Source organism: Duganella sp. P38 (assembly GCF_050859475.1).
Classification (GTDB): domain Bacteria; phylum Pseudomonadota; class Gammaproteobacteria; order Burkholderiales; family Burkholderiaceae_D; genus Rugamonas.
Map to the genome: position 1 here is coordinate 4,349,580 of NZ_CP193936.1, position 23,534 is coordinate 4,373,113.

At 66.1% G+C, this 23,534-nt stretch carries 26 protein-coding genes; 18 read left to right on the forward strand and 8 right to left on the reverse strand.

Annotated features, from left to right (window positions below; genetic code table 11):
* The first annotated feature begins 24 nt into the window (after positions 1 to 24).
* Genes ACRQ5J_RS20185 through ACRQ5J_RS20210 form a run of 6 tightly spaced genes read left to right on the forward strand, consistent with a single transcriptional unit; the run spans position 25 to position 4,409 of the window.
* Positions 25 to 813 (forward strand): MlaE family ABC transporter permease, encoded by a 789-nt coding sequence (locus ACRQ5J_RS20185; protein ID WP_432379230.1) that lies wholly within the window; start codon positions 25 to 27, stop codon positions 811 to 813.
* Position 814: 1 nt separating this feature from the next.
* Positions 815 to 1,783, forward strand: a complete 969-nt coding sequence (locus ACRQ5J_RS20190) for an MlaD family protein (protein ID WP_432379231.1) — start codon at positions 815 to 817, stop codon at positions 1,781 to 1,783.
* The gene (locus ACRQ5J_RS20195) at positions 1,780 to 2,571 is read left to right on the forward strand and encodes a hypothetical protein (RefSeq protein WP_432379232.1); all 792 of its coding nucleotides are present in this window, start codon (positions 1,780 to 1,782) and stop codon (positions 2,569 to 2,571) included. Before ACRQ5J_RS20190 ends, ACRQ5J_RS20195 begins: the two co-directional genes overlap by 4 nt.
* Complete coding sequence (locus ACRQ5J_RS20200) at positions 2,568 to 3,068, forward strand: DUF2867 domain-containing protein (protein WP_432379233.1); 501 nt, start codon at positions 2,568 to 2,570, stop codon at positions 3,066 to 3,068. The genes ACRQ5J_RS20195 and ACRQ5J_RS20200 overlap by 4 nt, the downstream gene beginning before the upstream one ends.
* Before the next feature lie 30 nt (positions 3,069 to 3,098).
* Positions 3,099 to 4,061 carry a nucleoside hydrolase gene (locus tag ACRQ5J_RS20205; RefSeq protein ID WP_432379235.1) on the forward strand — a complete coding sequence of 321 codons (963 nt, stop codon included), beginning with the start codon at positions 3,099 to 3,101 and terminating at the stop codon, positions 4,059 to 4,061.
* A gap of 3 nt (positions 4,062 to 4,064) precedes the next feature.
* Complete coding sequence (locus ACRQ5J_RS20210; RefSeq protein ID WP_432379236.1) at positions 4,065 to 4,409, forward strand: translation initiation factor Sui1; 345 nt, start codon at positions 4,065 to 4,067, stop codon at positions 4,407 to 4,409.
* Between the two features lie 20 nt (positions 4,410 to 4,429).
* Here ACRQ5J_RS20210 and ACRQ5J_RS20215 read toward each other — a convergent pair whose 3' ends face one another.
* Positions 4,430 to 5,038, reverse strand: coding sequence for a cysteine hydrolase family protein (locus ACRQ5J_RS20215; RefSeq protein WP_432379237.1), 609 nt, complete (start codon positions 5,036 to 5,038; stop codon positions 4,430 to 4,432).
* A gap of 97 nt (positions 5,039 to 5,135) precedes the next feature.
* Between ACRQ5J_RS20215 and ACRQ5J_RS20220 the strand changes: the two genes are divergently transcribed.
* Together ACRQ5J_RS20220 and ACRQ5J_RS20225 are read left to right on the forward strand one after the other, a co-directional pair.
* A complete protein-coding gene (locus ACRQ5J_RS20220) occupies positions 5,136 to 6,095 on the forward strand; it encodes a GlxA family transcriptional regulator (protein WP_432379238.1) in 960 nt (319 codons plus the stop codon).
* On the forward strand, positions 6,092 to 6,883 hold the full coding sequence (locus ACRQ5J_RS20225) for an aminoglycoside 6-adenylyltransferase (RefSeq protein ID WP_432379240.1): 792 nt from the start codon (positions 6,092 to 6,094) through the stop codon (positions 6,881 to 6,883). The genes ACRQ5J_RS20220 and ACRQ5J_RS20225 overlap by 4 nt, the downstream gene beginning before the upstream one ends.
* 50 nt (positions 6,884 to 6,933) lie before the next feature.
* Here ACRQ5J_RS20225 and ACRQ5J_RS20230 read toward each other — a convergent pair whose 3' ends face one another.
* Both ACRQ5J_RS20230 and ACRQ5J_RS20235 read right to left on the reverse strand, forming a co-directional pair.
* Complete coding sequence (locus tag ACRQ5J_RS20230) at positions 6,934 to 8,190, reverse strand: DEAD/DEAH box helicase (protein ID WP_432379242.1); 1,257 nt, start codon at positions 8,188 to 8,190, stop codon at positions 6,934 to 6,936.
* Positions 8,191 to 8,233: 43 nt separating this feature from the next.
* Positions 8,234 to 8,614, reverse strand: coding sequence for a hypothetical protein (locus tag ACRQ5J_RS20235; RefSeq protein WP_432379243.1), 381 nt, complete (start codon positions 8,612 to 8,614; stop codon positions 8,234 to 8,236).
* 64 nt (positions 8,615 to 8,678) lie between these two features.
* Here ACRQ5J_RS20235 and ACRQ5J_RS20240 point away from each other — a divergent pair, with 64 nt between their 5' ends.
* On the forward strand, positions 8,679 to 9,677 hold the full coding sequence (locus ACRQ5J_RS20240; protein ID WP_432379244.1) for a dipeptidase: 999 nt from the start codon (positions 8,679 to 8,681) through the stop codon (positions 9,675 to 9,677).
* A gap of 76 nt (positions 9,678 to 9,753) precedes the next feature.
* Here the strand turns inward: ACRQ5J_RS20240 and ACRQ5J_RS20245 are convergent, their stop codons facing one another.
* Together ACRQ5J_RS20245 and ACRQ5J_RS20250 are read right to left on the reverse strand one after the other, a co-directional pair.
* The gene (locus ACRQ5J_RS20245; RefSeq protein ID WP_432379246.1) at positions 9,754 to 10,365 is read right to left on the reverse strand and encodes a TetR/AcrR family transcriptional regulator; all 612 of its coding nucleotides are present in this window, start codon (positions 10,363 to 10,365) and stop codon (positions 9,754 to 9,756) included.
* Positions 10,299 to 10,766: a hypothetical protein gene (locus tag ACRQ5J_RS20250; RefSeq protein WP_432379247.1), complete on the reverse strand. Its 468-nt coding sequence runs from the start codon at positions 10,764 to 10,766 to the stop codon at positions 10,299 to 10,301. The genes ACRQ5J_RS20245 and ACRQ5J_RS20250 overlap by 67 nt, the downstream gene beginning before the upstream one ends.
* A gap of 80 nt (positions 10,767 to 10,846) precedes the next feature.
* Here ACRQ5J_RS20250 and ACRQ5J_RS20255 point away from each other — a divergent pair, with 80 nt between their 5' ends.
* Complete coding sequence (locus ACRQ5J_RS20255) at positions 10,847 to 11,215, forward strand: MerR family transcriptional regulator (RefSeq protein WP_432379249.1); 369 nt, start codon at positions 10,847 to 10,849, stop codon at positions 11,213 to 11,215.
* Here ACRQ5J_RS20255 and ACRQ5J_RS20260 read toward each other — a convergent pair.
* The gene (locus ACRQ5J_RS20260) at positions 11,208 to 13,019 is read right to left on the reverse strand and encodes a DUF4153 domain-containing protein (RefSeq protein WP_432379251.1); all 1,812 of its coding nucleotides are present in this window, start codon (positions 13,017 to 13,019) and stop codon (positions 11,208 to 11,210) included. The two genes, ACRQ5J_RS20255 and ACRQ5J_RS20260, sit on opposite strands and share 8 nt — an antisense overlap.
* Before the next feature lie 88 nt (positions 13,020 to 13,107).
* On the opposite strand from ACRQ5J_RS20260, the gene dapC reads away from it, so the two are divergent.
* The 3 genes from dapC to ACRQ5J_RS20275 all read left to right on the forward strand — a co-directional run bounded on the left by dapC (position 13,108) and on the right by ACRQ5J_RS20275 (position 16,415).
* Positions 13,108 to 14,316: a succinyldiaminopimelate transaminase gene (gene dapC / locus ACRQ5J_RS20265; RefSeq protein WP_432379252.1), complete on the forward strand. Its 1,209-nt coding sequence runs from the start codon at positions 13,108 to 13,110 to the stop codon at positions 14,314 to 14,316.
* Positions 14,317 to 14,332: 16 nt separating this feature from the next.
* Entirely contained in the window at positions 14,333 to 15,160 is an 828-nt protein-coding gene (gene dapD, locus ACRQ5J_RS20270; RefSeq protein ID WP_432379254.1) for a 2,3,4,5-tetrahydropyridine-2,6-dicarboxylate N-succinyltransferase, read from the forward strand.
* 106 nt (positions 15,161 to 15,266) lie between these two features.
* Positions 15,267 to 16,415 carry a PilT/PilU family type 4a pilus ATPase gene (locus ACRQ5J_RS20275; RefSeq protein WP_432379256.1) on the forward strand — a complete coding sequence of 383 codons (1,149 nt, stop codon included), beginning with the start codon at positions 15,267 to 15,269 and terminating at the stop codon, positions 16,413 to 16,415.
* A gap of 53 nt (positions 16,416 to 16,468) precedes the next feature.
* Here the strand turns inward: ACRQ5J_RS20275 and ACRQ5J_RS20280 are convergent, their stop codons facing one another.
* The gene (locus ACRQ5J_RS20280; RefSeq protein WP_432379258.1) at positions 16,469 to 17,866 is read right to left on the reverse strand and encodes a hypothetical protein; all 1,398 of its coding nucleotides are present in this window, start codon (positions 17,864 to 17,866) and stop codon (positions 16,469 to 16,471) included.
* Between the two features lie 131 nt (positions 17,867 to 17,997).
* Here ACRQ5J_RS20280 and ACRQ5J_RS20285 point away from each other — a divergent pair, with 131 nt between their 5' ends.
* The 4 genes from ACRQ5J_RS20285 to ACRQ5J_RS20300 all read left to right on the forward strand — a co-directional run bounded on the left by ACRQ5J_RS20285 (position 17,998) and on the right by ACRQ5J_RS20300 (position 22,462).
* Positions 17,998 to 18,351, forward strand: coding sequence for an ArsC family reductase (locus ACRQ5J_RS20285; RefSeq protein ID WP_432379260.1), 354 nt, complete (start codon positions 17,998 to 18,000; stop codon positions 18,349 to 18,351).
* Between the two features lies 1 nt (position 18,352).
* Positions 18,353 to 19,486: a succinyl-diaminopimelate desuccinylase gene (gene dapE, locus ACRQ5J_RS20290; protein ID WP_432379262.1), complete on the forward strand. Its 1,134-nt coding sequence runs from the start codon at positions 18,353 to 18,355 to the stop codon at positions 19,484 to 19,486.
* 6 nt (positions 19,487 to 19,492) lie between these two features.
* The gene (prmB, locus tag ACRQ5J_RS20295) at positions 19,493 to 20,380 is read left to right on the forward strand and encodes a 50S ribosomal protein L3 N(5)-glutamine methyltransferase (RefSeq protein WP_432379264.1); all 888 of its coding nucleotides are present in this window, start codon (positions 19,493 to 19,495) and stop codon (positions 20,378 to 20,380) included.
* Between the two features lie 78 nt (positions 20,381 to 20,458).
* Positions 20,459 to 22,462 (forward strand): ATP-binding cassette domain-containing protein, encoded by a 2,004-nt coding sequence (locus ACRQ5J_RS20300; RefSeq protein WP_432379266.1) that lies wholly within the window; start codon positions 20,459 to 20,461, stop codon positions 22,460 to 22,462.
* A 4-nt stretch (positions 22,463 to 22,466) separates the two neighbouring features.
* On the opposite strand, the gene ACRQ5J_RS20305 is transcribed toward ACRQ5J_RS20300, so the two are convergent.
* Complete coding sequence (locus tag ACRQ5J_RS20305; RefSeq protein ID WP_432379268.1) at positions 22,467 to 22,937, reverse strand: chemotaxis protein CheW; 471 nt, start codon at positions 22,935 to 22,937, stop codon at positions 22,467 to 22,469.
* Between the two features lie 114 nt (positions 22,938 to 23,051).
* Between ACRQ5J_RS20305 and arfB the strand changes: the two genes are divergently transcribed.
* A complete protein-coding gene (gene arfB / locus ACRQ5J_RS20310; protein WP_432379270.1) occupies positions 23,052 to 23,450 on the forward strand; it encodes an alternative ribosome rescue aminoacyl-tRNA hydrolase ArfB in 399 nt (132 codons plus the stop codon).
* Positions 23,451 to 23,534 lie beyond the last annotated feature (84 nt).

Sequence of the window (23,534 nt, forward strand, 5' to 3'; positions counted from 1 at the left end):
CCGCGCCGGTGCTAATATGACTATATGAGTACGCAAGCATCTTTTCCCAACCTCCTGCAACGGCTACACCGGGGCGCGGTCGGCTGGCTGCAAAGCTGGTGGCGGCTGACGCAGTTCGCGGTGCTGATGTTTTCCGTGGCGCTGACGCCGGCGAGCTATGGCCGCGAGCGGCGCCCGCTGCTGGCACGCCATCTGGTGGCCGATACGGCGCCCAACCTGGCCTGGTACGGCGTGCTGTCGGCCCTGATCAGCCTTGTGCTGATCCGCATCGTGGTGGTGACTTCGCAAAGCTATGGCCTGACGCGCTATGCGCTGGAGATGGTGGTGCGGGTGCTGGTGCTGGAGCTGATTCCATTGACCGCCGCGGCTTTCGTAGCGTTGCGCACCACCCTGCCGGCCGGGCTGGAATTCGCGCAGGGGCGCGGCAGTGGCCACCGCATGGGCGAGGCGGAACTGCACCGCGAGTTCTTCCCGCGCGTTGCGGCGGGCATGTTCGCGGTGTGGATGCTGGCGGCGGTCAGCTGCGTGCTGACGCTGATCCTGACCTATTTGTCGCTGTACGGCTTTACGCCGTGGGCGCTGGCCGGCTATACGCGCGTGGTCGGCCAGGTGTTCAATCCGGCCGTGACCATGATACTGGTGCTGAAGATCGTGTTCTTCAGCCTTGCCGTCGGGCTGATTCCGATGGCGTCCTCCTTTTATTTTGGCGAGAGCTACCGCAACAAGGTGTCGCACGGTCTGTCGGACATGGTGCGGTTGTTTGCCGTGATGCTGCTGATCGAAGTCGCTTCACTCATGGGAAATTACTACTGATATGACTGAACCAATCAATGAAGCCGCACCGGTGCGCAATGCTGAATTCAAGGCGGCCCTGCTGCTGGTGCTGATGGTGCTGCTGGTGGCCGGCTCGGGGCTGTATCTGCTATATGCGCGCGGTGCGTTCGAGTCGACGCAGACGCTGATTTTGCAGGCCGACGATTCCGAGGGCGTGGTGGTTGGCATGGATGTGACCTTTGCCGGCTTTCCGATCGGCCGCGTGCGGCGCATCGAGTTGAGCAGCGAGGGCAAGGCACGCCTGGTGGTCGATGTGCAGAGCAAGGATGCGCATTGGCTACGCAGTTCCAGCATCTTCACGCTGGAGCGCGGGCTGGTGGGCGGCGCCAAGCTGCGCGCCTTCAGCGGCATTCCGACCGATCCGCCGCTGGAAGATGGCGCGGCGCGCACGCTGCTGGTGGGCGATCCTGGCGCCGAGATTCCGCGCCTGCTGGCGGCGGCGCGCGACCTGCTGCAAAACCTGAATGACCTGACGGCGGAAAATTCTGCGCTGGCGTCCAGCCTGGCGAATGTGGCCGGCGTGACCGGCAAGCTGAATGGCCCGCAAGGCGCGATGGGGCTGATCGCTGGCGACGACAAGAATGCGCAGCAGCTGATGGAGCGCGCCAACAAGCTGCTAGTGACGGTGAATGCGCTGGCGGTGAAGGCCGATAGCCTGATCGGCCATGCGGATGAGCAGGTGTTCGGCCAGCAGGGTGTGATGACCGATGCGCAAGCGACCGTGAAGCAGCTGAATGGCCTGCTGGCGGATGCGCGCAATTCGCTGAAGAAGATGGATGCGGTGCTGGTGGAGGCGCAGGCGGTGGCTTCCAATACCAGGGAAGCGACGGCGGACCTGGGCGCCTTGCGCGGCGAGGTGGAAAGCAGCTTGCGGCGCGTTGAGCAGCTGGTGAATGAAATCAACCGCAAGTGGCCATTCAAGCGCGATACGGAGATCAAGCTGCCATGAAGAAGACCATCGTTATCGCTGCTGTGCTGCTGGCAGGCTGCGGCAATAATCCGCCGCTGCCGGATTGGCAGATGAATGCGCACAACGGCATCGACCGCGCCACCGCCGCCTACATGGAGGGCAACACGCGCGTCGAGACGGCCGAATTCAAACGCGCGCGCAGCGCGCTGGCCAGCACCGGCAAGGTCGATCTGATGATCCGCGCGGAGCTGATCCAGTGCGCCGCGCGCGTCGCCTCGCTGGTGTTCGAAGACTGCGCCGGCTACAACAGGCTGGCCCAGGACGCCAGCGCCGCCGACCGCGCCTACGCCGCCTACCTCGCCGGCCGCCTGCCCGGCCGACTGCCTGGCCACTTGCCCGCCCAGTTGCCCACCCATTTGCCCGACGCCGGCCCCGCAATGACGTCCTCCCTTGAAGCTGGCGCCACCGTCGCGCCAGGCGCTAGCGGCATAGCCGATGCTGGTGGCACGCTGACGGCCGCCGATATCGCGCTGCTACCGGCACAGCATCAGGCGGTGGCCGCTGCGGCTAGCGATGCGGCGGCGGCTGGCGCGGTGCAGGCGATTGCCGATCCGCTGTCCAAGCTGGTCGCCAGCGGTGTGCTGCTGCGCGCCGGCAAAGCCACGCCGCAGGTGCTGGCCGACGCGGTGGAAACCGCGTCCGCGCAGGGCTGGCGCCGCCCCCTGCTTGCCTGGCTTGGCGTGCAGGCCATGCGCGCCGCTCAAGCCGGCGACACCGCGGAAGCCCAGCGCATCAAGCGCCGCATCGATCTGGTCACCGAAAAATGAACATTGCCACCACCGCCGTCCCCTCGCACGCCGCCATCGCCGGCCACCTGCGCGGCGCCGACTTCCACGACTGCTACACCACCGACCTGGCGCCCACGCCCCTGACCGCGCTGGAACTCTACCTGCGCGTGGTCGCCACCACGCCCGGCTGGGTCAATGCCGCGATGGCGCTACGCAACCGCGTCGTGCGACTGGCCGGCCTGAAGGACCTCGGCCTGCTGGGCGATATCGATCCGCACAAGCCGATCGCCGGCTACCAGGTCGGCGATCGTGTCGGCATCTTCACGATCCGCCACATCAGCGAGCAAGAGGTGATCCTCGGCGACTCGGACAAGCATCTCGACGTCCACCTGTCGGTCTGCAAGCTGCCGGGAAAAGTCGCCGTTAGCACCGTGGTGCATACGAAAAACGCACTAGGGCGGCTGTACATGCTGTTCGTCGCCCCCGCGCACCGCCGCATCGTCCCGGCCACGCTGAGGAAAGCCAGCTTCCTGTAAAATCGCGGCTTCACCGCATCAAGGATAGTCATGGCTTACTCCCTCGCCCGCCCGTTGCGCGGGCTGTTCACCGCATTGGCGCTGTCGTGCGCCGTCTTCGCGCAGGCCGCGCCGCAGAAGGTCATCGTCGACATGGACATCGGCGATGACATCGACGACGCCTTCGCCCTCGGCCTGCTGCTGCAAAGCCCGGACATCGAAATCGTCGGCATCGCCACCGCCTGGGGCGACACCGCACTGCGCGCGCAACTGCTCGAACGCATGCTGCGCGAGACGGGCCACAGCCAGATTCCAGTGGCGCGGGGCATCGCCACCAGCGGCAATCCGCAGCCGTTCACGCAGGCGCGCTACGCGCGGCGCGGCCAGTTGCCAGCCAAAGTCGATGCGGTTGATTTCATGCTCGACCAGATCAAGCGCCAGCCCGGCCAGATCACGCTGCTCGCGCTCGGCCCGCTGACCAACATCGGCGCCGCCATCGAGCGCGACGCCGCAGCCTTCGGCAAGCTGAAACAGGTGGCGATGATGGGCGGCTCGGTGCGCAGCGGCTACCGCAAGTCGCAGTATGTGCCCGCGCGCCCGGCCGACAAGGAGTACAACATCGTGTCCGACATCGCCGGCGCGCAAAAGCTGTTCACCTCCGGCGTGCCGATTGTGATGATGCCGGTCGATTCGACCCAGATTCGCCTCGATGAAGTGGAGCGCAATGCCTTGCTCGGCCACGGTTCGGCCATCACCGATGCGCTGGCCCTGCTCTATCACCAGTGGATCAACGCTTACCAGCCGTGGTCCAGCAATATGCCGTCGCTATTCGACGTGGTGCCGGTGGCGTGGCTGCTCGATCCGGCCGTGTGTCCGACCACGCCGCTACGCATTGTTGTAGATAACGAGGGCTTTACCCGCGAGCAGCCGGGCAAGCCGAACGCGCAAGTTTGCCTGGCCTCGGACCAGAAGCGCTTCTTCGAGATCATGATGCCGCGACTGTTGAAGGATTGAGCCATGGCCCTTGTCTATTCCTCCGAAACGGGCCGCATGTGCCCGGACTGCCGCAAGCCGCTGAGCGATTGCGGCTGCAAGACAACCGCCAAAGCCAGGCCCGCCGGCGACGGCAATGTGCGCGTGTCGCGCGAGTCCAAGGGGCGCGGCGGCAAGACCGTGACGCTGGTGCGCGGCCTGCCGCTGGACGCCGAGGCATTGGCGGCGCTGGGCAAGCAGCTGCGCAGCGCCTGCGGCTCGGGCGGCACCGTCAAGGACGGCGTGCTGGAGATCCAGGGCGACCATTGCGAGCGCGTGATGGCCGAACTGACGAAGCTGGGCCACAAGCCGAAACGCGTCGGCGGCTGACGCGCCGGCGCGACGGCGCGTCACTGGCGGGTGCGCTGCACTGACAGGTAAATATTGTCGCGCTCCAGCGCCCTGCCCTCGCCCACGGCGGCGACCCATTCGGCGGTGCTGGCCACCGCCGCGAAGCCGGTGTGAAACACCGTGCTGAAAACCCGGTGTATCTCTTCCGCGCTGGCCTTGCCGGCGGCGTTCTCATAGGACGGCGAGCCACTGGCGTCGGCCAGAAACTCCACGGACAATCCCCTGTGCGCCGCTTCGTAGATGGTGGCGGCGTCGCAGTTGTGCGTCATGTAGCCAACGATGGCAAGCGTGTCGATGCCATTGGCGTCGAGCCATTGCGCCAGGTCTGTACCGGTGAATACGCTGGCATGGCTTTTGTTGATGTGGTGCGCGGCCGGGCGGCTGGCGATGTCGTCATGCAGCCTCCAGGCCGGCGAGCCTTTGGCGAAGATCGGCGACTGCTCCGGCGCGTCGTGCTGCACCACCACCACCGGGATGCCGGCGGCTTGCGCGACGTCCATCGCACGCGTAATGTTGGGAAGCGAGACAGTCAACGGCGGATGTTCGATCCGCATATGGCCGGTAAAGTATTCGTTTTGCACGTCGATGACGATCAGGGCGCGGCGCATGGTGGTTCTCCTGGCTGGGTGGCAATGACGGCCATTGTGCCCCTGTCGGGCGCCCGCCGACAGCGGCCCGAAGGCATACATGCGATACAATCGGGCCATGAAATCACCCGCCGCCCAAATCTTGCGCATCGCCGTCATCGCTTTCGACGGCATCACGCCGTTTCACCTGTCGCTGCCGGGCATGGTGTTCCGCGACGCCGCATTCGAGCTGAAAATCTGTTCGGCGGACCGGTCGCCGCTGCGCACCACTGGCGGTTTCGATATCGCCGTGCGGCACGGCCTGGCGGCGCTGGCCCGCGCAGATATCGTGATCCTGCCGACCTGGCACGACGATTGCCGCGACGCCGAGCCGGCGCTGCTGGCGGCGCTGCAACGCGCGCACCGGCGCGGGGCGCGCATCGTCGGCCTGTGCCTGGGTGCGTTCCCGCTGGCGCAGGCGGGCTTGCTGGATGGCCGCCGCGCCACCACCCACTGGGCCTTCGCCGACGCGCTGGCCGGGCGCCATCCAGCCGTCGCCGTCGACCGCGAGGTGCTGTATGTGGATGACGGCGTGCTGACATCCGCCGGCGTAGCGGCGGGGCTCGATTGCTGTTTGCATTTGCTGCGCCAGTTGCGCGGCGCCGAGGTGGCCAATCAAGTTGCGCGCCAGCTGGTGGTGGCGCCGCACAGGCAAGGCGGGCAGGCGCAGTTCATCGAGCGTCCGCTACCCGTCAGCGGCAGCGACGACCGCTTCGCACAGGTGCTGGCGTGGGTGGGCGAACGGCTGGCCGACCAACATAGCCTCGACGCGCTGGCCTCGCGCGCGGCCATGAGCCGGCGTAGCTTTACGCGCCACTTCCGCGACGCCACCGGCACCTCGTTCAAGCAGTGGCTATTGAACCAGCGCGTGGCGCACGCCCAGCGGCTGCTGGAGGGCAGCGCGCTGCCGGTCGAGATGGTGGCGCAGCAGGCCGGCTTTGGCTCGGCGCTGTCGCTGCGTCAGCACTTCCGCGCGGCGCTGCGCATCTCGCCGTCGGCTTATCGTAAGCTGTATCGACCTACAGGAGAGCAGTCATGACACCATCCCATCAGGCAGTACTGGAGAAAATTATCGCGGTGTTGGCGGCGGACGCGCGCATCGTCGGCGTGGCGGCGAGCGGCTCGTGCGCCAGCGGCGCCGCGGATGAATTCAGCGATCTCGATCTGGTGATCGCGGTGGAGCCGGACGATTATGCGGTGGTGTCGGCGCAGCGCAAGCTGATCGCGGCGCGCATGGGCAAGCTGCTGGCCGCCTTCACCGGCGAGCATGTGGGTGAACCACGTTTGCTGATTTGTCTTTTCGACGAGCCGCTGATGCATGTGGATCTGAAATTCGTCAGCCTGCCGGATGCGGCGGCGCGGGTGGATGAGACGCGCATTGTATGGCAGCGCGACGGCCGCTTGTCCGACACGCTGGCGCAGGGAGAGGCGCGCTATCCGGCGCCGGACCCGCAGTGGATCGAAGACCGATTCTGGATCTGGACGCATTACTGCGCTACCAAGATCGGACGCGGGGAGCTGTTCGAGGCGCTGGACTTTCTGGCGTTCCTGCGCTGGCGGGCGCTTGGCCCGCTGATGTTGATGGCGGTCGGCGCGCAACCCAATGGCGTGCGCCGGATCGAGCAACTGGCGCCTGCTGATGCGGCGCGGCTGGAGGCTACCATTGCGCTGCATGAGCGCGCGTCCTGCCTGGCGGCGTTGGAAGCTTGCGTACGGCTCTACGACGAACTGCGCGCACCGCACCTGTCCGCGCAGCCCCCTGGAGACGCCGCGCGCGCTGCGGCGCTGGCTTACCTAGCGGGTATCAAGTCGCGCCCGGCGGCATGACCTCCCCTGCCAGGCGCGTTGCAGCTGGCGGGATGCGAGATCCAGCGGGCTTACTTGCCGGACGCTTCGTCGCGGGCGGCCGCTTCGCGCAGCTTGTCTTTCTTGCTCTTGCGCTTGCCCTTGACGCCGCCGTTGGCGACGTCCGTGGCTGGTCCCGCCGGCTGCGCCACCTCGGTCGGCTCGAAGCCGGCGATCACTTCGCGCGGCACGCGCAGGTTCTGGCGCTTTTCGATCAGGCGGAAGTGCGCCTCGGCATCGGCGCTGACGAAACTGATCGCCACGCCGCTTGCGCCGGCGCGGCCGGTGCGGCCAATGCGGTGCGTGTAGTCGGTCGGCGAGCGTGGCAGGTCGTAGTTGACCACCGCCGGCAGCCGCGCGATGTCGATGCCGCGCGCCGCCACGTCGGTCGCCACCAGCACTTGCAGGTAGCCGGTGCGGAAATCGGTCAGCGTCTGCGTGCGCGCGCCCTGGCTTAACTCGCCGTGGAACGAGGCGGCGTGGATGCCGTTGCGGCGCAGCTTGTCGGCCACATGGTCGGAGGCGTATTTGGTGGCGACGAACACCATCACGCCGCGCCATTTATGCTGTTCGATCAGGTGCTTGAGCAGCATGGTCCGGCGCGGCACGTCGACGCTGATGGCGCGCTGCGCGATGGCGGGTTCGCTGGCCGCTTCGGACAGCACTTCGATGCGCGTCGGCGCGCGCAGGATGGTGTCGGCCAGCTTTTGCACCGCCGGCGGGAAGGTGGCCGAGAAGAACAGGTTCTGGCGCTGCGCCGGCAGCAATGCGAGGATGCGGTTCAGCTCTTCGCTGAAGCCCAGGTCCAGCAGGCGGTCCGCTTCGTCCAGCACCAGCATCGCCGTTTGCTCGATGCGCACGGCGTTGTGGTCGATCAGGTCCAGCAGCCGGCCCGGCGTGGCGACCAGGATGTCGGTGCCGCCGCGCAGCGCCAGCATCTGCGGGTTGATCGAGACGCCGCCGAAGACCACCTGCACCTTGTAGGTGGTGGGCAGCATCGACACCAGCTTGCGCACCGCCTCCCCCACCTGCGCCGCCAGCTCGCGCGTCGGCACCAGGATCAGGCCATGCAACCGGCGCGGGCCGCCGCGGCCGGCCAGCAGCGTTTGCAGCATCGGCAGCGCGAAGGCGGCGGTTTTGCCGGAGCCGGTTTGCGCCGCGCCGAGCACGTCGTCGCCGCGCAGGATGGCGGGGATGGCGGCGCGCTGGATAGCGGTCGGCTCGTGGTAGCCGATGTCGCTGATGGCGTTGAGCAGGGAGGGCGCGAGGCCCAGGGTGGAGAAGGACATATCGGCCTGAATTCTTTAAATGAGGGCGACAGTATAAAGCATGCTACTGGCACACGCCCCGCAGGTAGGCGATCGGGATAAACGGCAGCGCCAGCACGCCGTTGAGGAAGAACGTCGGTTGCCGTTTCAGGCCATCGGCATGCAGGCAGTCAGGCACCTTGGCCTCGTTGAAGGCGGTGGTCATGATGTCGTGCTTTTCCGGATTGAGACCGATCACGGCGGCCTGCACCGGCGTGGGGGCCGGCGCCGGTTCGGCCGCCACGGTGTCGGCAACGGCTTTCTGCGCCACGGGGTCGGCGCGGCCTTGCAACGCTTTCAGCTCCGCCGCCGTTACCGGCGCGTCGAGGTAAGGATCTTTACGCGGCTCGTCCGCCTGCGCGGCGGTGCACAGCGCGGCGGTCAGGATGAGGCAGGATAGGCGCATGGTGAGTCCGGGGCACGAATATGCATTATCATGCAGTATAGCTGTTTTGATAAAGATGACCGCCATGATCAATTGGGATGCCCATGCCTGCCTGCCCCAGCACCCGCTGGCCGACTTCACGCCGGTCCGCCGGCTGCATGCGGCGGGCGTCAATTATGTGTCGCTCAACGTCGGCGCCGACATGAATCCGCTGGCGCAGGTGATGTCGGTGATCGCCGGCTACCGCGCCACCATCGCCGCCGATCCCGAGCGCTTTGTGCTGGTGTCGAGCGTCGACGATATCATCCAGGCCGCCGCCGATGGCCGCATGGCGCTGAGCTTCGACCTTGAAGGCGCGCTGCCGCTGCTGGAGCAGCCGGAGATGGTGGCGCTGTATGCCCAGCTGGGCGTGCGCCAGATGCATTTCGCCTATAACCGCAATAACAGCGTGGCCGGCGGTTGCCACGACACGCCGCGCGGCCTGACGCCGCTGGGACGGCGCATGGTGGAGGCGGTCAACGATAACGGCATCCTGATGGACTGCGCGCATACCGGCCATCTGTGCAGCCTGGAGATCATGGAGGCGTCGGCGCAGCCGGTGATCTTCAGCCACGCCAATCCGCATGCGCTGGTGCCGCACGGCCGCAATGTCAGCGATGAGCAGATACGCGCTTGCGCCGCCACCGGAGGCGTGGTGTGCGTGTCGGGACTATCGTTCTTCCTTGGCAGCGAACGGCCGGATGCACACGATGTCGCGCGCCATGCGGCGTATATCGCCGATCTGGTGGGTGTGCGCCACGCCGGCATTGGCCTGGATATCTGCTTTCAGCAGCCGGGGCTCGACGATACGCCGCCCGGCGGCTTCGATCCGTCTTACTGGTGGCCGGCGTCAGCTGGCTACAGCGCCGAGCGGCCGCCCAGCTTTACGCCGCCCGAGGTGTGGCGCGAGCTGCCGGCCGCGCTGCGCCGCACCGGCATGAGCGACGGCGAGGTGGAGCTGGTCCTGGGCCGCAATATGATGCGCGTGGCGCAGCAGGTGTGGAGCGCGCCAACCGCGCACATGGCGCCCGCACGGGCGGCATAACGGGCGCCCAAGAGGTGGCGGCGGCGCGAGCGCTGGCGATGGCGGCATTGCCGACGGCGCCCGCTCCGCAGCGCCGTCAGCGGCGCATCCTGACCTCCAGGTAGGCCACCAGCGCCAGCTTGAATTCCGCCACCAGTTCGCGCCGTTCGGCGGCGCCGGCTTGCGCGTACAGCGGGTTGAGGCCCTTGATGATTTGCAGCGCCACGTTGGCGGTGCGCAGCGACTCGGTCTCGCCCATTGCTGGCGTTTGCGCCCGCAGGATGGCGCCAAACTGCGCGCGCAAGCGCTGGCGCGCGTCGCCGCTGCGCTGGTAGCCGAGCGTGGCGTTGAGCAGCGTGAAATACGCCGGACGCTCTTCCAGAAAACCGATCATCAGGTCGAAAATCCGTCCGGCCAGCGCCGGCACGTCCAGTCCTGCCGCTTCGTCGACCAGCACGCTCCAGCGCTGCGCCATCTGCTCGGCGTACTGGTCGCGCAGCGCCAGCGCCAGCGTCAGCTTGTTGGGGAAGTATTGGTACAGCGCGCCGATCGACGAGCTGGAACGTTCGGCGATGGCGGTCATGGTGGCGGCGTCGAAGCCGGCGTCGGTGAATACGCCGGCGGCGGCGTCCAGCATGGCGGCTACGCGCTGCTCGCCGCGCTGCTGCTGCGGTTTGCGTCGTGGGGTTTGGGCGGTGTCTGGGAGCATGGGCGCATTATAGGACGGATGGGCAGCCACTGGGCCACACCCCAGGCCAGTTCCGGCACGACGAATAGCCATAGCAGCGGCGCGCCGGTGGCGTGCAGCGCCCACAGCATCCAGGTGGTGAACAGCAGGCGCGCGACGCCGTCGAAGCGGCCGTACAGCGGTTGCGGATCGCGCAGGCGCAACGCCGCCCATACCAGCACCACGCTGCCCAGCAGGCAGGCGAACAGCACGTGGAACGGCGTGAAGGCCGGCAGCGCGGCGCCGCCCAGCCCCTGGTTGACGCGGTCCAGTTGTGCGTGGGCCAGCGCGAAGCTCCACGGCGTGGCAAAAGGGGCGGTAAGCAGCAAGTCGTACAGTGCGCTGGCGCGCACGATCTTGCGGTATGCGGTGGTGCTTGGCATGACAGTCTCCAGTTGAATGATGGAGCGATGCTAAAGCCTGGAGTACACTCCACGGTCAAGCATTATCTGGAGACTTGCATATGCGGATAGGGGAAATCGCCGCCGCCACCGGCATCAGCCACGACACGCTGCGCTTTTACGAAAAGCGCGGCCTGCTGCGCGCACGCCGCAGCGCCAATGGCTACCGCGACTATCCGCCTGAGGCGGTGGACTGGCTGCGCTATATCAGGCTGGCGCAGACGCTGGGTTTTACGCTGGCCGAGATCGAGGCCGACCTGCCGCTGCTGGCGGCGCCCGATGCGGCCGCGCCACAGTTGCGCGCGGCCTTGCAGCGCAAATTGACCGAGATCGACCGCCGCATCGACGGCCTGCAGTCGCTGCGCGGCGAACTGGCGCGCCGGCTCGGCGACCCGATGCAGGCCTGCCCGCTGCGCGACGGCGCTACTTGAGGCAGTTCTCGCGCGGCGGCTCCTCCGGCGTCAGTGCCACGCGCCGGTCACCGATGCGCAGTTCCTTGAAGCGCGGCGTGGCCAGCGTGAATTCGCCCTGGCGCAGCTTGTCGATCAGCGGCGCGCAGGCGGCGTCGCGGTAGCTCAGCGTGGCCACCGTGCGCCAGACACCGTCGCCGCCGGCCGCGTACAGCCGCGCGCCGAACGCCTGCTTCTTCTCCAGCAGCAGCACGTCGGACCGGCCGTCGCCGTCGGCGTCGAGCACGAAGGCGTCGCACTTTCCTTCGCGGGTGCTGAGGCAGGACGGCTTCTGGTCGTCCGGCGTGGCCTGCCAGTCCTGCGTCAGGAACCCGGCCGGCACTTGGGCGCCGGCCGGCCAGACGGTGAGGTTGGCGGCCACCGAGACGGGCGCGGTGCTGCGCGCCGGCGGCTTGCCGCGGTCTTTCTCGTCCTGCGCCAGCATGGCTTTGGCGCCAGCGCGCAGCGCCGCCGCGTCCGGACCGGTGGCGTGCGCCAGTTCCTCCAGCGCGGCCTTGCCATAGCGCCCGCCCTCGTAGCGCAGGTAGTGGAAGTCGAAATCGGCGGCCGCCACCTTGCCCTTGGCCAGCCGCGCCATCTGGCTATGCACGCCGATGCGCGCCGGGTCGGCCAGCGGCGTGAACAAGGCCAGCAGCACCGCCAGCACCAGCAAGGCGGTATAGATGTTCACCGTGGTCAGCGGCTGCAGCCAGGTGTCGTACTGGTAGGCCGCCCACAGGTAGCCGCCGGCATAGCACAGCGCCACCAGCAGGAAGGCGGCCGCCATCACGCGGTCGGCGCTCCAGCCGTATTGCGCCACGCGCAGGCCGAGCGCGTAGATGGCGACCAGCACCACCGGCAGGATCAGGATGGCGGCGGTGCGCGCGCCGACGCGCAGCGGCAGCGCCACCACGGCCGCGCCGTTCTGGAAGGCGGCGTTGGTCAGCACCAGCAGCACGCTGGCGGTGGCCAGCAGCACGGCGGTGGCGTGGCGCGTTTCCCACAGCGCCGTCAGGCCGGTGAACGGCAGCGTGCACAGGAAGCCGGAGACCAGCACCACCGCCACCGGCAATATCCACGACAGCAGCACCAGCAGCAGCGTGCGGATACCGCGCACGATGGCCGGGCGCACGTCGGTGACGTGCATGGCGCACGAGAAGGCCATGCAGATCACCGGCACGTTGAACCACGCCTGCCGCAGCAGCTGGCGCAGGAAGCCCAGCTTGACCAGCATGAACAGCTCCGCGCCCATCCACAGCACCAGGAACAGCGCGCCGACGAAGAACACGGAAAACAACAGTTGTATAGCCAGCTTCCACGCGGTTTCGAAGTAGCCGTTGTAGCTGGCGATGCGCCGGCCCTCGTGCGCGCCGGCCAGCACCATGGCGTGGGCGATGAAGAAGAACACGGCGCTGTAGAACAGCAGCGGCACCGACGGCGACCATACCGCCTTGTACTGCCAGCGCGGCAGCAGCAAGTGCGCGTGCAGCCCGCGCCAGACGTCGTGCTGGGCGAACAGCAGCAGCACCGCGGCCGCCGCCAGCAGCCAATAGCCGGCCCGGCGCGGCGCCAGGTGGCCCAGGCTCGACACCAGCAGCATGGGCCAGATCAGCAGCACCGTCAGCAGCGGCACCATGACATAGGCGGCGGTAGCCGGCCAGACGGCGTCGCGCGCGGCCGCGTACAGCCAATACAGCAGCAGTCCCTGCGCCAGTCCTGCCGCCAGCCGCGCCGCCATCACCTTGCGGCTGACTTGCGCCTCCAGCACGATTTCGTTTTCCGCCATCATCTGAGCCTTTTGATTATATATCCGCTTATTTTAACAATTTTGCATGGATGTCCGTGCTCGCGCCGAGGCGCTATAATCAGCGACTATGAACCCACTTCTCGACAAGCTGCAACCCTACCCGTTTGAAAAACTGCGCCTGCTGTTCGAGCAGGTCACGCCCAATGCGCAGTACAAGGCGATCAGCCTGGGCATGGGGGAACCCAAGCATCCGACGCCGGAGTTCATCCGGCAGGCGCTGATCGACAACCTGGGCGGCCTGGCCGTGTACCCGACCACCATCGGCACGCCGGCGCTGCGCGAGGCCATCGCCGGCTGGCTGGAACGGCGCTATCAGCTGCCCAAGCTCAACGCCGCCACCCAGGTGCTGCCGGTGAACGGCTCGCGCGAGGCGCTGTTCGCGCTGGCGCAGGCGGTGATCGACAAGGACGCCAGCTCGGTGGTGGTCAGCCCGAATCCGTTTTACCAGATTTACGAGGGCGCCGCCTATCTGGCCGGCGCCGAGCCTTACTTCGTCAATTCCGACCCGGCGCGCAACTTCGGCTGCGATTACGACAGCATTCCGGAAGAAGTGTGGAAACGCGTGGCGCTGCTGTTCGTCTGCTCGCCCGGCAACCCGACCGGCGCCGTGCTGTCGCTGACCGACTGGGAACACCTGTTCGCGCTGTCGGAGCGCTACAACTTCGTCATCGCCGCCGACGAGTGCTATTCCGAGATCTACCACGGCGACCAGCCGCCGCTGGGCGCAATGGAAGCGGCCCACCAGCTTGGCCTGGCCACCATCGAGCGGCCGTACGCGCGGCTGGTGGTGTTCAGCAGCCTGTCGAAGCGCTCCAATGTGCCCGGCATGCGCTCGGGCTTTGTCGCCGGCGACGCCGAAGTGCTGAAGAAATTCCTGTTGTACCGCACCTATCACGGCGGCGCCATGAGCACCGCCGTGCAGGCTGCGTCGATCGCGGCGTGGAACGACGAAACCCATGTCGAACAAAACCGCGAACAGTACCGCGCCAAGTTCAACGCCATCACGCCTTTGCTGAAGGAAGTGCTGGACGTGGAACTGCCGGACGCCAGCTTCTACCTGTGGGCGGACGTCAGCCGCACCGGCCTGTCCGACACCGAATTCGCCCAGCGCCTGTACGCCGAATATAATGTCACCGTCCTGCCGGGCAGCTACCTGGCGCGCGAGGCGCACGGCGTCAATCCGGGCCGCAACCGCATCCGCATGGCGCTGGTCGCCGAGACGGCCGAAGGCCTGGAAGCGGCGCAGCGCATAGTCCAATTCTGCAAGTCCCTTTAATACTATTGAGTCCATCATGAGCCAACAACTCCAGAACATCATCGAAACCGCCTGGGAAGACCGCGCGAACATCAACCCGGCCAACGGCGCCGCCGAACTGCGCGACGCCGTCAACCACGTGCTGGCCGGCCTGGACGCGGGCACCATCCGCGTGGCCGACAAGGCCACCGGCAGCTGGGTGGTCAACCAGTGGGTGAAGAAGGCCGTGCTGCTGTCGTTCCGACTGGAGAACAACGTGGTGCTGCCATCGGACGGCACCATGCAGTTCTACGACAAGGTGCCAACCAAGTTCGCCAACTACACCGCCGACGATTTCGCCAAGGGCGGCTTCCGCGTGGTGCCGCCGGCCGTGGCGCGCCGCGGTTCGTTCATCGCCAAGAACGTGGTGCTGATGCCTTCCTACGTCAACATCGGCGCCTATGTCGATGAAGGCGCGATGGTCGACACCTGGGCCACCGTCGGTTCGTGCGCGCAGATCGGCAAGAATGTCCACCTGTCGGGCGGCGTCGGCATCGGCGGCGTGCTGGAGCCGATGCAGGCCAATCCGACCATCATCGAAGACAACTGCTTCATCGGCGCCCGTTCGGAAATCGTCGAAGGCGTGATCGTTGAAGAGAACTCGGTGATCTCGATGGGCGTGTACATCGGCCAGTCGACCAAGATCTACGACCGCGCCACCGGCCAGGTGACCTACGGCCGCGTGCCAGCCGGTTCGGTGGTGGTATCGGGTTCGCTGCCTTCGGAAGACGGCAAGTACTCGCTGTACTGCGCGGTGATCGTCAAGCGCGTCGATGCGCAGACCCGTTCCAAAACCAGCATCAACGAACTGCTGCGCGGCGTTTAATACCCCCGCCGCCCGTCGTTCCGGCGCACGCCGGAATCCATGCTGACTTTGGTTGGCCGTTCCATGGGTCCCCGCCTGCGCGGGGACGACATTTGAGGAGAGTTTCATGGCAATGGACCGCTTGTTCCAGCTGATGAAGGAGAAGAACGCGTCGGATATGTTCTTCGCCGTGAACTCTCCCGTTCATATCAAAATCAACGGCAACCTGATTCCGATCAACCAGCAAAAGCTGGAGCCGGACAACATCCACGCCCTGCTGGCGGAAATCGCCACGCCGGAGCAGATGCAGGAACTGGCCGCCACCAATGAATTGAACATGGGCGTGTCGGTGCCCAATCTGGGGCGCTTCCGGCTGTCGGCGTTCCGCCAGCGCGGCAGTATCTCGGCGGTGTTCCGCTTTGTGCCGGCGACGATTCCGCCGCTGGCCGATCTGCGGCTGCCGCCGGTGCTGACGGAGCTGATCATGGAAAAGCGCGGCTTGCTGCTGCTGGTGGGCTCCACCGGCTCGGGCAAGTCGACCACCATCGCCGCCATGCTGGATCACCGCAACGCGCTGCGTTCCGGGCATATCCTGACGCTTGAAGATCCGATCGAGTACCTGTTCCACAACCAAAAATCCATCGTCAACCAGCGTGAAATCGGCAGCGATGCGCGCGATTTCGCCACCGCGCTGCGCAATTCGCTGCGCCAGGCGCCAGACTGCATCCTGATCGGCGAGATCCGCGACAAGGAGACGATGGCGGCGGCGCTGGCCTATGCGCAGTCCGGCCATCTGGTGCTGGCGACGCTGCATGCCAATAACAGCTACAACGCCTTGAACCGCATCATCAGCTTTTATCCCATCGAGAACCGCCCCGCCCTGTTGCAGGATTTGTCGAGCACCATCAAGGCGATCGTGTCGCAGCGGCTGGTGCGTTCGGCCCATGGCGGCGCGCGCTCGGCGGCGGTGGAGGTGATGGTCAATACGCGCCATGTCGCCGAGTTGATCGAGGCCGGCGAAATAGGCCAGATCAAGGAGGCGATGGAAAAGAGCCTGTCGCCCGGTTCGCAGTCGTTCGAGCAGGCTTTGCTCAAGCTGGTGCAGGATGGTGTGGTCAGCCAGGAGGAAGCGCTGGCCAACGCCGATTCCGCCACCAACCTGCTATGGCTGTTGAATAATGGCCCCGACAGCAAGAACGCCCGGGCCGATGAGCCGGAAACCAGGGCAGCCGCCAGCGGCGACGCATCCTTCACCGGATTTACCCTGAACACCTGAGCGTCGCGCCGCCGCAAGCCCGCACCTGCCGCGCGGCTCGGCGCGGGCGCGAGTCACGAGAGGTCAGGGAACAGCTGCACGCTGTCGCGCGCATACCACTGGTCCACCGTCAACGCCACGCCACCGGCATCCACGCTGGCTTTGATGCGGTCCGCCACTGCGGTGGCGTAATCGGTGGTGCAGCCGATCGCGCCGCAATCGGCATACGTCGCGCCTACCTGATGAAAGTGCACGAACATGGTCCCGCCAATGGCGTCGTTGTGGTCCATGGCCGCCATGGTGGTGGCCAGCGGAATGGTCGGCGAGCTGTCCGCTTTGGTGCCAAAGCCGCGCGACATCACATTATTCTGGTAGATGCCAAAGCGGGTGAAGTTCCCCTGTTGATCCGTGGGCGACCGCGTCGAGCGATACGTCTTCATCCCGGCCGCATCCAGGGCCGCCAACTGGGCTTCGCTGTATTCGCCATTGCTTAAGGCCATGTGATACATGGCGGGGCTGTCCAGCCGTTCGGCGGTGAAGTCGGCCCACGACTGGCGCAGATTGCCCGCCGCCTCTTTGGAGGCATAGGAAAGGACCGACACGTCAGTGGTGGTATTGGTGCCATAGGAGAGCGCCTCCCCCGCCAACGCTTTGAATGCCCGCAGATCAGCCCAGGAAAGGCGCGCGAACTTGCCATTGCCCTCGCCCACCTGGCCGGTGGGAATATACATCGTCAGCGGGATATGGCGGGCCTTGAGGATAGGCCACAGCACATCGCGGTGGGTCTTGTAGCCGTCGTCACCCGTCACCACCCATGTTGGCCGGCCTTTGGCGTTGACCAGCAGCGCGTCGACCGAGACATTGGCGGCGTTCGGCGCACTCTGGTTGACCGCCACCCGCACCGTGGTCGGGCCACGGCCGGCCGCCACCACCAGAGGACACTGCGTCGCCATATCCAGCGCCAGGGTGTGGCGGCCCGGCCTGAGCATCACATTGAAGTTTACAGCCTGGCTTACCGTGCCGCGCGCAACCACGACCTGTATCTGCTTAAAGCTGGCATTCCGGGCGGTCGGCGCCACGTGGACCAGCAACGTCATCACACCATAGGCGGCGGGATCATCACCCGGCAGCGTGCCGGTCACAAACAGCGAGCCCCTGGCGCCGATGGTGTCGGCAGATGCATCGGCTGCCTCCACCCCGCCGCCGAGCAGCTGGATCATGCCGCTGCCTTGCAACTGGCCGCTGGCCAGCAGATTGTGTCGAGCGCCCGCCACGTGATCAAAGGTGTAGCCATCCAGCGTATCGTAACCGAGCCCCAGTGCAGGCCGGGGCAAGCCCGGGATGGCGCCCTTGCGCCCGTTCGCCGGCTGCGGGGCGGCGATGCAGTCCACGCCACCAATCAACGGTAACAATGGCGAGGTCGCGAGGAATTTCACGAGGGTGCGGCGCGTTGGCGCGGTATTCTTGCTCATTTAAAAACCTCTGGCCTATAGAAGAAACCTCAATTTATCAATCGGATAATAGCATTTCGCATAGATTGACAACTATCTGTGCCGATACCGCGCGTGGTATCCTACCGGGTCTTTCTTATGTCCCACTGATCATGTCCATTACTCTCTACGGCATCCCGAATTGCGATACCGTCAAAAAGGCGCGCACCTGGCTGGCCGGCCAGCAGCAGGAGTTCATCTTCCATGACTTTAAAAAGCAGGGCCTGAGCCGCGATATCGTGGCCGGCTGGCTAAAGCACCTGTCGCGCGACGTGCTGGTGAACCGCAAGGGCACCACCTGGCGCGCCCTGTCCGATGAACGCAAGGCGTCCATCGTCGACGACGAAGCGGCCATCGCGCTGATGCTGGAAAACCCGTCCGTCATCAAGCGCCCGGTGCTGGACAACAACGGCGCCCTGGCCGTCGGCTTCTCCGACGCACAGTACCAACAAATTTTCAATGGCTGACATGACTCCTTCCAAGACCCTGGCGCTGACCGAAAAGCTGATCTCCCTGTCCTCCGTGACGCCGGACGACAAGGGCTGCCAGCAGCACCTGATCGACCTGCTGACGCCGCTCGGCTTCAAGTGCGAAACCATCGAATCGAATGGCGTCACCAATCTGTGGGCGCGGCGCGGCACGACGTCGCCGGTGATGGTATTCGCCGGCCACACCGACGTGGTGCCGACCGGCCCGGTGGAGCAATGGCGCTCGCAGCCCTTCACGCCGACCCACCGCGACGGCAAGCTGTATGGGCGCGGCGCGGCCGACATGAAAACCTCGATCGCCGCCTTCGTCGTGGCCTGCGAGGAGTTCATCGCCAAGCATGACGATCACAAAGGCTCGATCGCTTTCCTCATCACCAGCGACGAGGAAGGTCCGGCCACCGACGGCACGGTCATCGTCTGCAATATGCTGAAAGAGCGCGGCGAAACGCTGGACTACTGCATCGTCGGCGAGCCGACTTCGGACGAAACGCTGGGCGACATGATCAAGAACGGCCGCCGCGGCTCGCTGTCGGGCAAGCTGACGATCAAGGGCGTGCAAGGCCACATCGCCTATCCGCAGCTGGCCAGGAACCCGATCCACCTGGGCGCGCCGGCGCTGGCGGAACTGGCGGCCGAGGTATGGGACAACGGCAACGAATACTACCTGCCGACCTCCTGGCAGATGTCGAACATCCACGCCGGCACGGGGGCCAACAATGTCATCCCGGGCGAGATGGTGGTCGACTTCAACTTCCGCTTCTCCACCGCCAGCACGCACGAGGAGCTGAAACGCCGCGTGCACGCCATTCTGGACAAGCACCATCTGCACTACGACATCAAGTGGGCGCTGAGCGGCCTGCCGTTCCTGACGCCGCGCGGCACCTTGAGCGACGCGCTGTCGTCGGCGATCAAGTCGGAAACCGGCGTCGACACCGAGCTGTCGACCACCGGCGGCACCTCGGACGGGCGCTTTATCGCGCAGATCTGCCCGCAGGTGATAGAATTCGGCCCCCCGAACGCCAGCATTCACAAGATCGACGAGCATATCGAGCTGCGTTTCGTCGATCCGCTGAAGAACATCTATCGCCGTACGCTGGAAAACCTGTTGACCTGAAAAGCCATGACCACCAATCTGTTCACCACGCCGCGCGACCTGCTGCGCTACGCCGTCACCCGCTTCAACACCGCCCAGCTGTTCTTCGGCCACGGCAGCACCGAGGCGTATGACGAAGCGGCCTACCTGATCCTGCACACGCTGAAGCTGCCGCTGGACCTGCTCGATCCCTTCCTGGACGCGAAGCTGCTGCCGGACGAAGTGGCGGCGGTGCTGGCGGTGATCGAGCGCCGCGTGGTCGAGCGGGTGCCGGCCGCGTACATCACCAACGAGGCCTTCCTCGGCTCGTACAAGTTCTACGTTGACGAGCGCACCATCGTGCCGCGCTCCTTCATCGCCGAGCTGATACCGGAGTACTTCGCGCCGTGGGTCAACGAGCCTGAGAATGTGTCCAACATCCTGGAGCTGTGCACCGGGTCCGGCTGCCTGGCGATCATGATGGCCGACGCCTTCCCCGACGCCGCCGTCGACGCGGTCGACATCTCGGCCGACGCGCTGGAGGTGGCCAAGCGCAACGTCGCCACCTACGCGCTGGAAGACCGCCTGACGCTGATCCAGTCCGACCTGTACGCCAATGTGCCGGCCAAGAAGTATGACCTGATCATCACCAACCCGCCGTATGTGAATTCGGCCTCGATGAGCAAGCTGCCGATGGAATACCGCGCCGAGCCGGAACTGGCGCTGGACGGCGGCAAGGACGGCATGGACATCGTGCGCCGCATCGTCGCCGGCGCCGCCGAACGGCTGACCGACGACGGCCTGCTGATCGTCGAAATCGGCAACGAAAAAGAATTTGCCGAAGCCGCGTTCGGGGAACTGGGCCTGACCTGGCTCACCACCAGCAACGGCGACGACATGGTCTTCCTGCTGACGGCCGACCAACTGAAAATTTAACGTCGTTCCCGCGCAGGCGGGAATCCATGCTGAGCATGGGCTCCCGCCTGCGCGGGAGCGACGGCGCGAGAATATACAATGATCCGTTTTAACCAAGTAAGCCTGATGCGCGGCGTGAAGCCGCTGCTGGAACAAGTCGACGTCACCCTCAACCCCGGCGACAAGATCGGCCTGATCGGCGCCAACGGCGCCGGCAAATCCAGCCTGTTCGCGATGATGCGCAACGAGCTGCACCCAGACCAGGGCGACATCGACTTCCCGGCCAAATGGCGCGTCGCCTACGTGGCGCAGGAAACCCCGCCGCTGGAGCGCGCGGCGCTCGACTACGCCATCGACGGCGACGTCAACCTACGCAAGCTCGAAGCCGAACTGGCGCGCCTCGAATCCGAGCCGGAATCGACCGAGAACGGCATCGCCATGGGCGAGATCTACAGCGCGCTGGCCGACGCCGACGCCTACACCGTGCAGTCGCGCGGCGAACAGCTGCTGCTGGGCCTCGGCTTCTCGCTGGACCAGATGCAGCAGCCGGTGGCCAGCTTCTCGGGCGGCTGGCGCATGCGCCTGAACTTGGCGCAGGCGCTGATGTGCCCATCGGACCTGCTGCTGCTGGACGAACCGACCAACCACCTGGACCTGGACGCCATCATCTGGCTGGAGGACTGGCTGAAGCGCTACGCCGGCACGCTGATCATCATCTCGCACGACCGCGACTTCCTCGACGAAATCGTCAACGTCATCGTCCACATCGACGAGCGCAAGCTGAAACGCTATTCGGGCAACTACTCGGCCTTCGAGCGCCAGCGCGCGGCGCAGATGGCGCTGGCGGCCGGCGCCATGGAAAAGCAGCAGCGCAAGCGCGCCCACCTGGAATCGTTCATCGAGCGCTTCAAGGCCAAGGCCTCGAAGGCGCGCCAGGCGCAAAGCCGGATGAAGGCGCTGGCCAAGATGGAGGAGCTGGCGCCGCTGCGCGCCGCCGCCGAATTCTCGTTCGAATTCCGCGAGCCGCTGAACGCGCCGAACCCGCTGCTGGTGATGGAGGACGTCAACGCCGGCTACCGCAGCGAGAACGAGAAGACCGGCGAGATCGCCGAGAAAACCATCGTCCGCGGCATCAACTTCTCGCTGCAGATCGGCCAGCGCATCGGCCTTTTGGGCATCAACGGCGCCGGCAAGTCGACGCTGATCAAGACCATCGCCGGCGAACTGGCGCCGCTGACGGGCGAATCGACCACCGGCAAGGGCCTCAACATCGGCTACTTCGCCCAGCACCAGGTGGAGATGCTGCGCCACGACGAATCGCCGCTGTGGCACCTGGCCAAGATCGCGCCGACCACGCGCGAGCAGGAGCTGCGCAACTTCCTCGGCGGCTTCAACTTCCCCGGCACCATGGTCACCAGCCCGATCGCGCCGTTCTCCGGCGGCGAAAAGGCGCGCCTGGCCCTGGCGCTGATCGTCTGGCAGCGCCCCAACCTGCTGCTGCTCGATGAACCGACCAACCACCTGGACCTGGAAACGCGCGAGGCGCTGACCGAGGCGCTGGCGCAGTTCGAGGGCACGCTGGTGGTGGTGTCGCACGATCGCCACCTGCTGCGCGCCACCACCGACCAGTTCATCATTGTCGCCGACGGCAAGCTGCAGCCGTTCGACGGTGACCTCGACGACTACAAGGACTGGCTGTTCCAGACCAAGCTGGGTAAAGGCACCGACGTGCTGCCGGCCGCCGGCAAGGACAACAAGACCGCCTTCCCGGTGCAGTCGCCGGTGGCGCCGCCGAAAGCCGCACCGGCCGCGCCGGTGCTGAGCAAGGAGCAAAAGCGCCTGGAGGCCGAGGAGCGCCAGCGCCTGTCGGCGCAGCGCAAGCCGATCGAGCAAAAGATCAAGCGTCTCGACGAGCAGATCGCCAAGCTGACGGCACGCAAGGCCGAAGTGGACGCGCAGCTGGGCGAGGAATCGATCTACGACGCCGCCAACAAGGGCAAGCTGAAGGAACTGCTGGGCGACCAGGCCTACTGCGCCAAGGAGTTGGGCGAGCTGGAAGAACAGTGGCTGGCGCTGAGCGAGCAGCTCGAAGCGCTCGGCTAGGCCGCTACGCCGCCTGGCGGGCGCCGAACGGCACTTTGCGGATGGCCATCAGCTTATCGATGTCCACCACGATCAGGCGGCGCCCGTCCGCCTGCGCCAGGCCGACCAGATAGTCGACCGCCGCCGCGCCGGCGATCGGCCGGATCTGCTCTGCCGCCAGCGCCACGATGTCGGTGACGCCATCGACCACCATGCCCATCACGCCGCCCGACAGCTTGAGAATCACCACATCGGTCAGCGGATCGTGCTGCGGCGGGCGCGGGCCGAAGGCGACGCGCATGTCGACGATCGGCATGATGACTCCGCGCGACACCACCACGCCAGCGACCACTTCCCCGTCCGCCGATAGCCGCTCCAGCGCCTGCAAGGGGCGCAGCTCCTGCACCCGCGAGAAATCCAGCGCGTAATCGAGGCCGCCCAGCCGGAAGACCAGGTACTGGCGCGCCGCGGCCGCCGGCGTAGTGGGGATAGCCATGATGATCCTTTCGTTCGGAGAACAGCAAATGCCATGCTAACCGTGCGCGCCGGCCCCGGCGTTGACAGGCGTCAACGATTCCCGGCACGCCGGCGCGTTTGCTACAATCGTTGAATGAACTACACGATCAATCCCGACGACGTCGAATTCACCGCCATCCGCGCGCAGGGGCCGGGCGGGCAGAATGTCAACAAGGTCTCGAATGCGGTGCATGTGCGCTTCGACATCGGCGCCTCGTCGCTGCCGCCGCACATCAAGGAGCGGTTGGCGGCGCTGCGCGACAGCCGCATCACGCGCGAGGGCGTCATCGTCATGAAGGCGCAGCAGTCGCGCAGCCTCGGCGCCAACAAGCAGGACGCGCTGCAACGCCTGCAGGAGATGGTTGACAGCGTGGCGGTACTGCCAACGGTGCGCCGCGCCACCAAGCCGACTTTCAGCTCGCAGCGCCGACGCCTCGACGGCAAGGCCAAGGACAGCGAACGCAAGCAACTGCGCGGCAAAATCAAGCTTTGATGCACCCCACCGTCGTTCCCGCGCAGGCGGGAACCCATGCAGCGCTGGCCGGGCGGCGTTCCATGGATTCCCGCCTGCGCGGGA

What these genes read in the sequence shown, in the direction of transcription:
- ACRQ5J_RS20300 (WP_432379266.1), top strand. Translation starts at nt 20,459, where the DNA reads ATGATCCGTTTTAACCAAGTAAGCCTGATGCGCGGCGTGAAGCCGCTG.
- ACRQ5J_RS20195 (WP_432379232.1), top strand. Translation starts at nt 1,780, where the DNA reads ATGAAGAAGACCATCGTTATCGCTGCTGTGCTGCTGGCAGGCTGCGGC.
- ACRQ5J_RS20255 (WP_432379249.1), top strand. Translation starts at nt 10,847, where the DNA reads ATGCGGATAGGGGAAATCGCCGCCGCCACCGGCATCAGCCACGACACG.
- ACRQ5J_RS20200 (WP_432379233.1), top strand. Translation starts at nt 2,568, where the DNA reads ATGAACATTGCCACCACCGCCGTCCCCTCGCACGCCGCCATCGCCGGC.
- arfB (WP_432379270.1), top strand. Translation starts at nt 23,052, where the DNA reads ATGAACTACACGATCAATCCCGACGACGTCGAATTCACCGCCATCCGC.
- ACRQ5J_RS20190 (WP_432379231.1), top strand. Translation starts at nt 815, where the DNA reads ATGACTGAACCAATCAATGAAGCCGCACCGGTGCGCAATGCTGAATTC.
- ACRQ5J_RS20285 (WP_432379260.1), top strand. Translation starts at nt 17,998, where the DNA reads ATGTCCATTACTCTCTACGGCATCCCGAATTGCGATACCGTCAAAAAG.
- ACRQ5J_RS20260 (WP_432379251.1), bottom strand. Translation starts at nt 13,019, where the DNA reads ATGGCGGAAAACGAAATCGTGCTGGAGGCGCAAGTCAGCCGCAAGGTG.
- dapE (WP_432379262.1), top strand. Translation starts at nt 18,353, where the DNA reads ATGACTCCTTCCAAGACCCTGGCGCTGACCGAAAAGCTGATCTCCCTG.
- dapC (WP_432379252.1), top strand. Translation starts at nt 13,108, where the DNA reads ATGAACCCACTTCTCGACAAGCTGCAACCCTACCCGTTTGAAAAACTG.
- ACRQ5J_RS20215 (WP_432379237.1), bottom strand. Translation starts at nt 5,038, where the DNA reads ATGCGCCGCGCCCTGATCGTCATCGACGTGCAAAACGAATACTTTACC.
- ACRQ5J_RS20240 (WP_432379244.1), top strand. Translation starts at nt 8,679, where the DNA reads ATGATCAATTGGGATGCCCATGCCTGCCTGCCCCAGCACCCGCTGGCC.
- ACRQ5J_RS20305 (WP_432379268.1), bottom strand. Translation starts at nt 22,937, where the DNA reads ATGGCTATCCCCACTACGCCGGCGGCCGCGGCGCGCCAGTACCTGGTC.
- ACRQ5J_RS20275 (WP_432379256.1), top strand. Translation starts at nt 15,267, where the DNA reads ATGGCAATGGACCGCTTGTTCCAGCTGATGAAGGAGAAGAACGCGTCG.
- ACRQ5J_RS20280 (WP_432379258.1), bottom strand. Translation starts at nt 17,866, where the DNA reads ATGAGCAAGAATACCGCGCCAACGCGCCGCACCCTCGTGAAATTCCTC.
- dapD (WP_432379254.1), top strand. Translation starts at nt 14,333, where the DNA reads ATGAGCCAACAACTCCAGAACATCATCGAAACCGCCTGGGAAGACCGC.
- ACRQ5J_RS20210 (WP_432379236.1), top strand. Translation starts at nt 4,065, where the DNA reads ATGGCCCTTGTCTATTCCTCCGAAACGGGCCGCATGTGCCCGGACTGC.
- ACRQ5J_RS20185 (WP_432379230.1), top strand. Translation starts at nt 25, where the DNA reads ATGAGTACGCAAGCATCTTTTCCCAACCTCCTGCAACGGCTACACCGG.
- ACRQ5J_RS20205 (WP_432379235.1), top strand. Translation starts at nt 3,099, where the DNA reads ATGGCTTACTCCCTCGCCCGCCCGTTGCGCGGGCTGTTCACCGCATTG.
- ACRQ5J_RS20220 (WP_432379238.1), top strand. Translation starts at nt 5,136, where the DNA reads ATGAAATCACCCGCCGCCCAAATCTTGCGCATCGCCGTCATCGCTTTC.
- ACRQ5J_RS20250 (WP_432379247.1), bottom strand. Translation starts at nt 10,766, where the DNA reads ATGCCAAGCACCACCGCATACCGCAAGATCGTGCGCGCCAGCGCACTG.
- ACRQ5J_RS20225 (WP_432379240.1), top strand. Translation starts at nt 6,092, where the DNA reads ATGACACCATCCCATCAGGCAGTACTGGAGAAAATTATCGCGGTGTTG.
- ACRQ5J_RS20230 (WP_432379242.1), bottom strand. Translation starts at nt 8,190, where the DNA reads ATGTCCTTCTCCACCCTGGGCCTCGCGCCCTCCCTGCTCAACGCCATC.
- ACRQ5J_RS20235 (WP_432379243.1), bottom strand. Translation starts at nt 8,614, where the DNA reads ATGCGCCTATCCTGCCTCATCCTGACCGCCGCGCTGTGCACCGCCGCG.
- prmB (WP_432379264.1), top strand. Translation starts at nt 19,493, where the DNA reads ATGACCACCAATCTGTTCACCACGCCGCGCGACCTGCTGCGCTACGCC.
- ACRQ5J_RS20245 (WP_432379246.1), bottom strand. Translation starts at nt 10,365, where the DNA reads ATGCTCCCAGACACCGCCCAAACCCCACGACGCAAACCGCAGCAGCAG.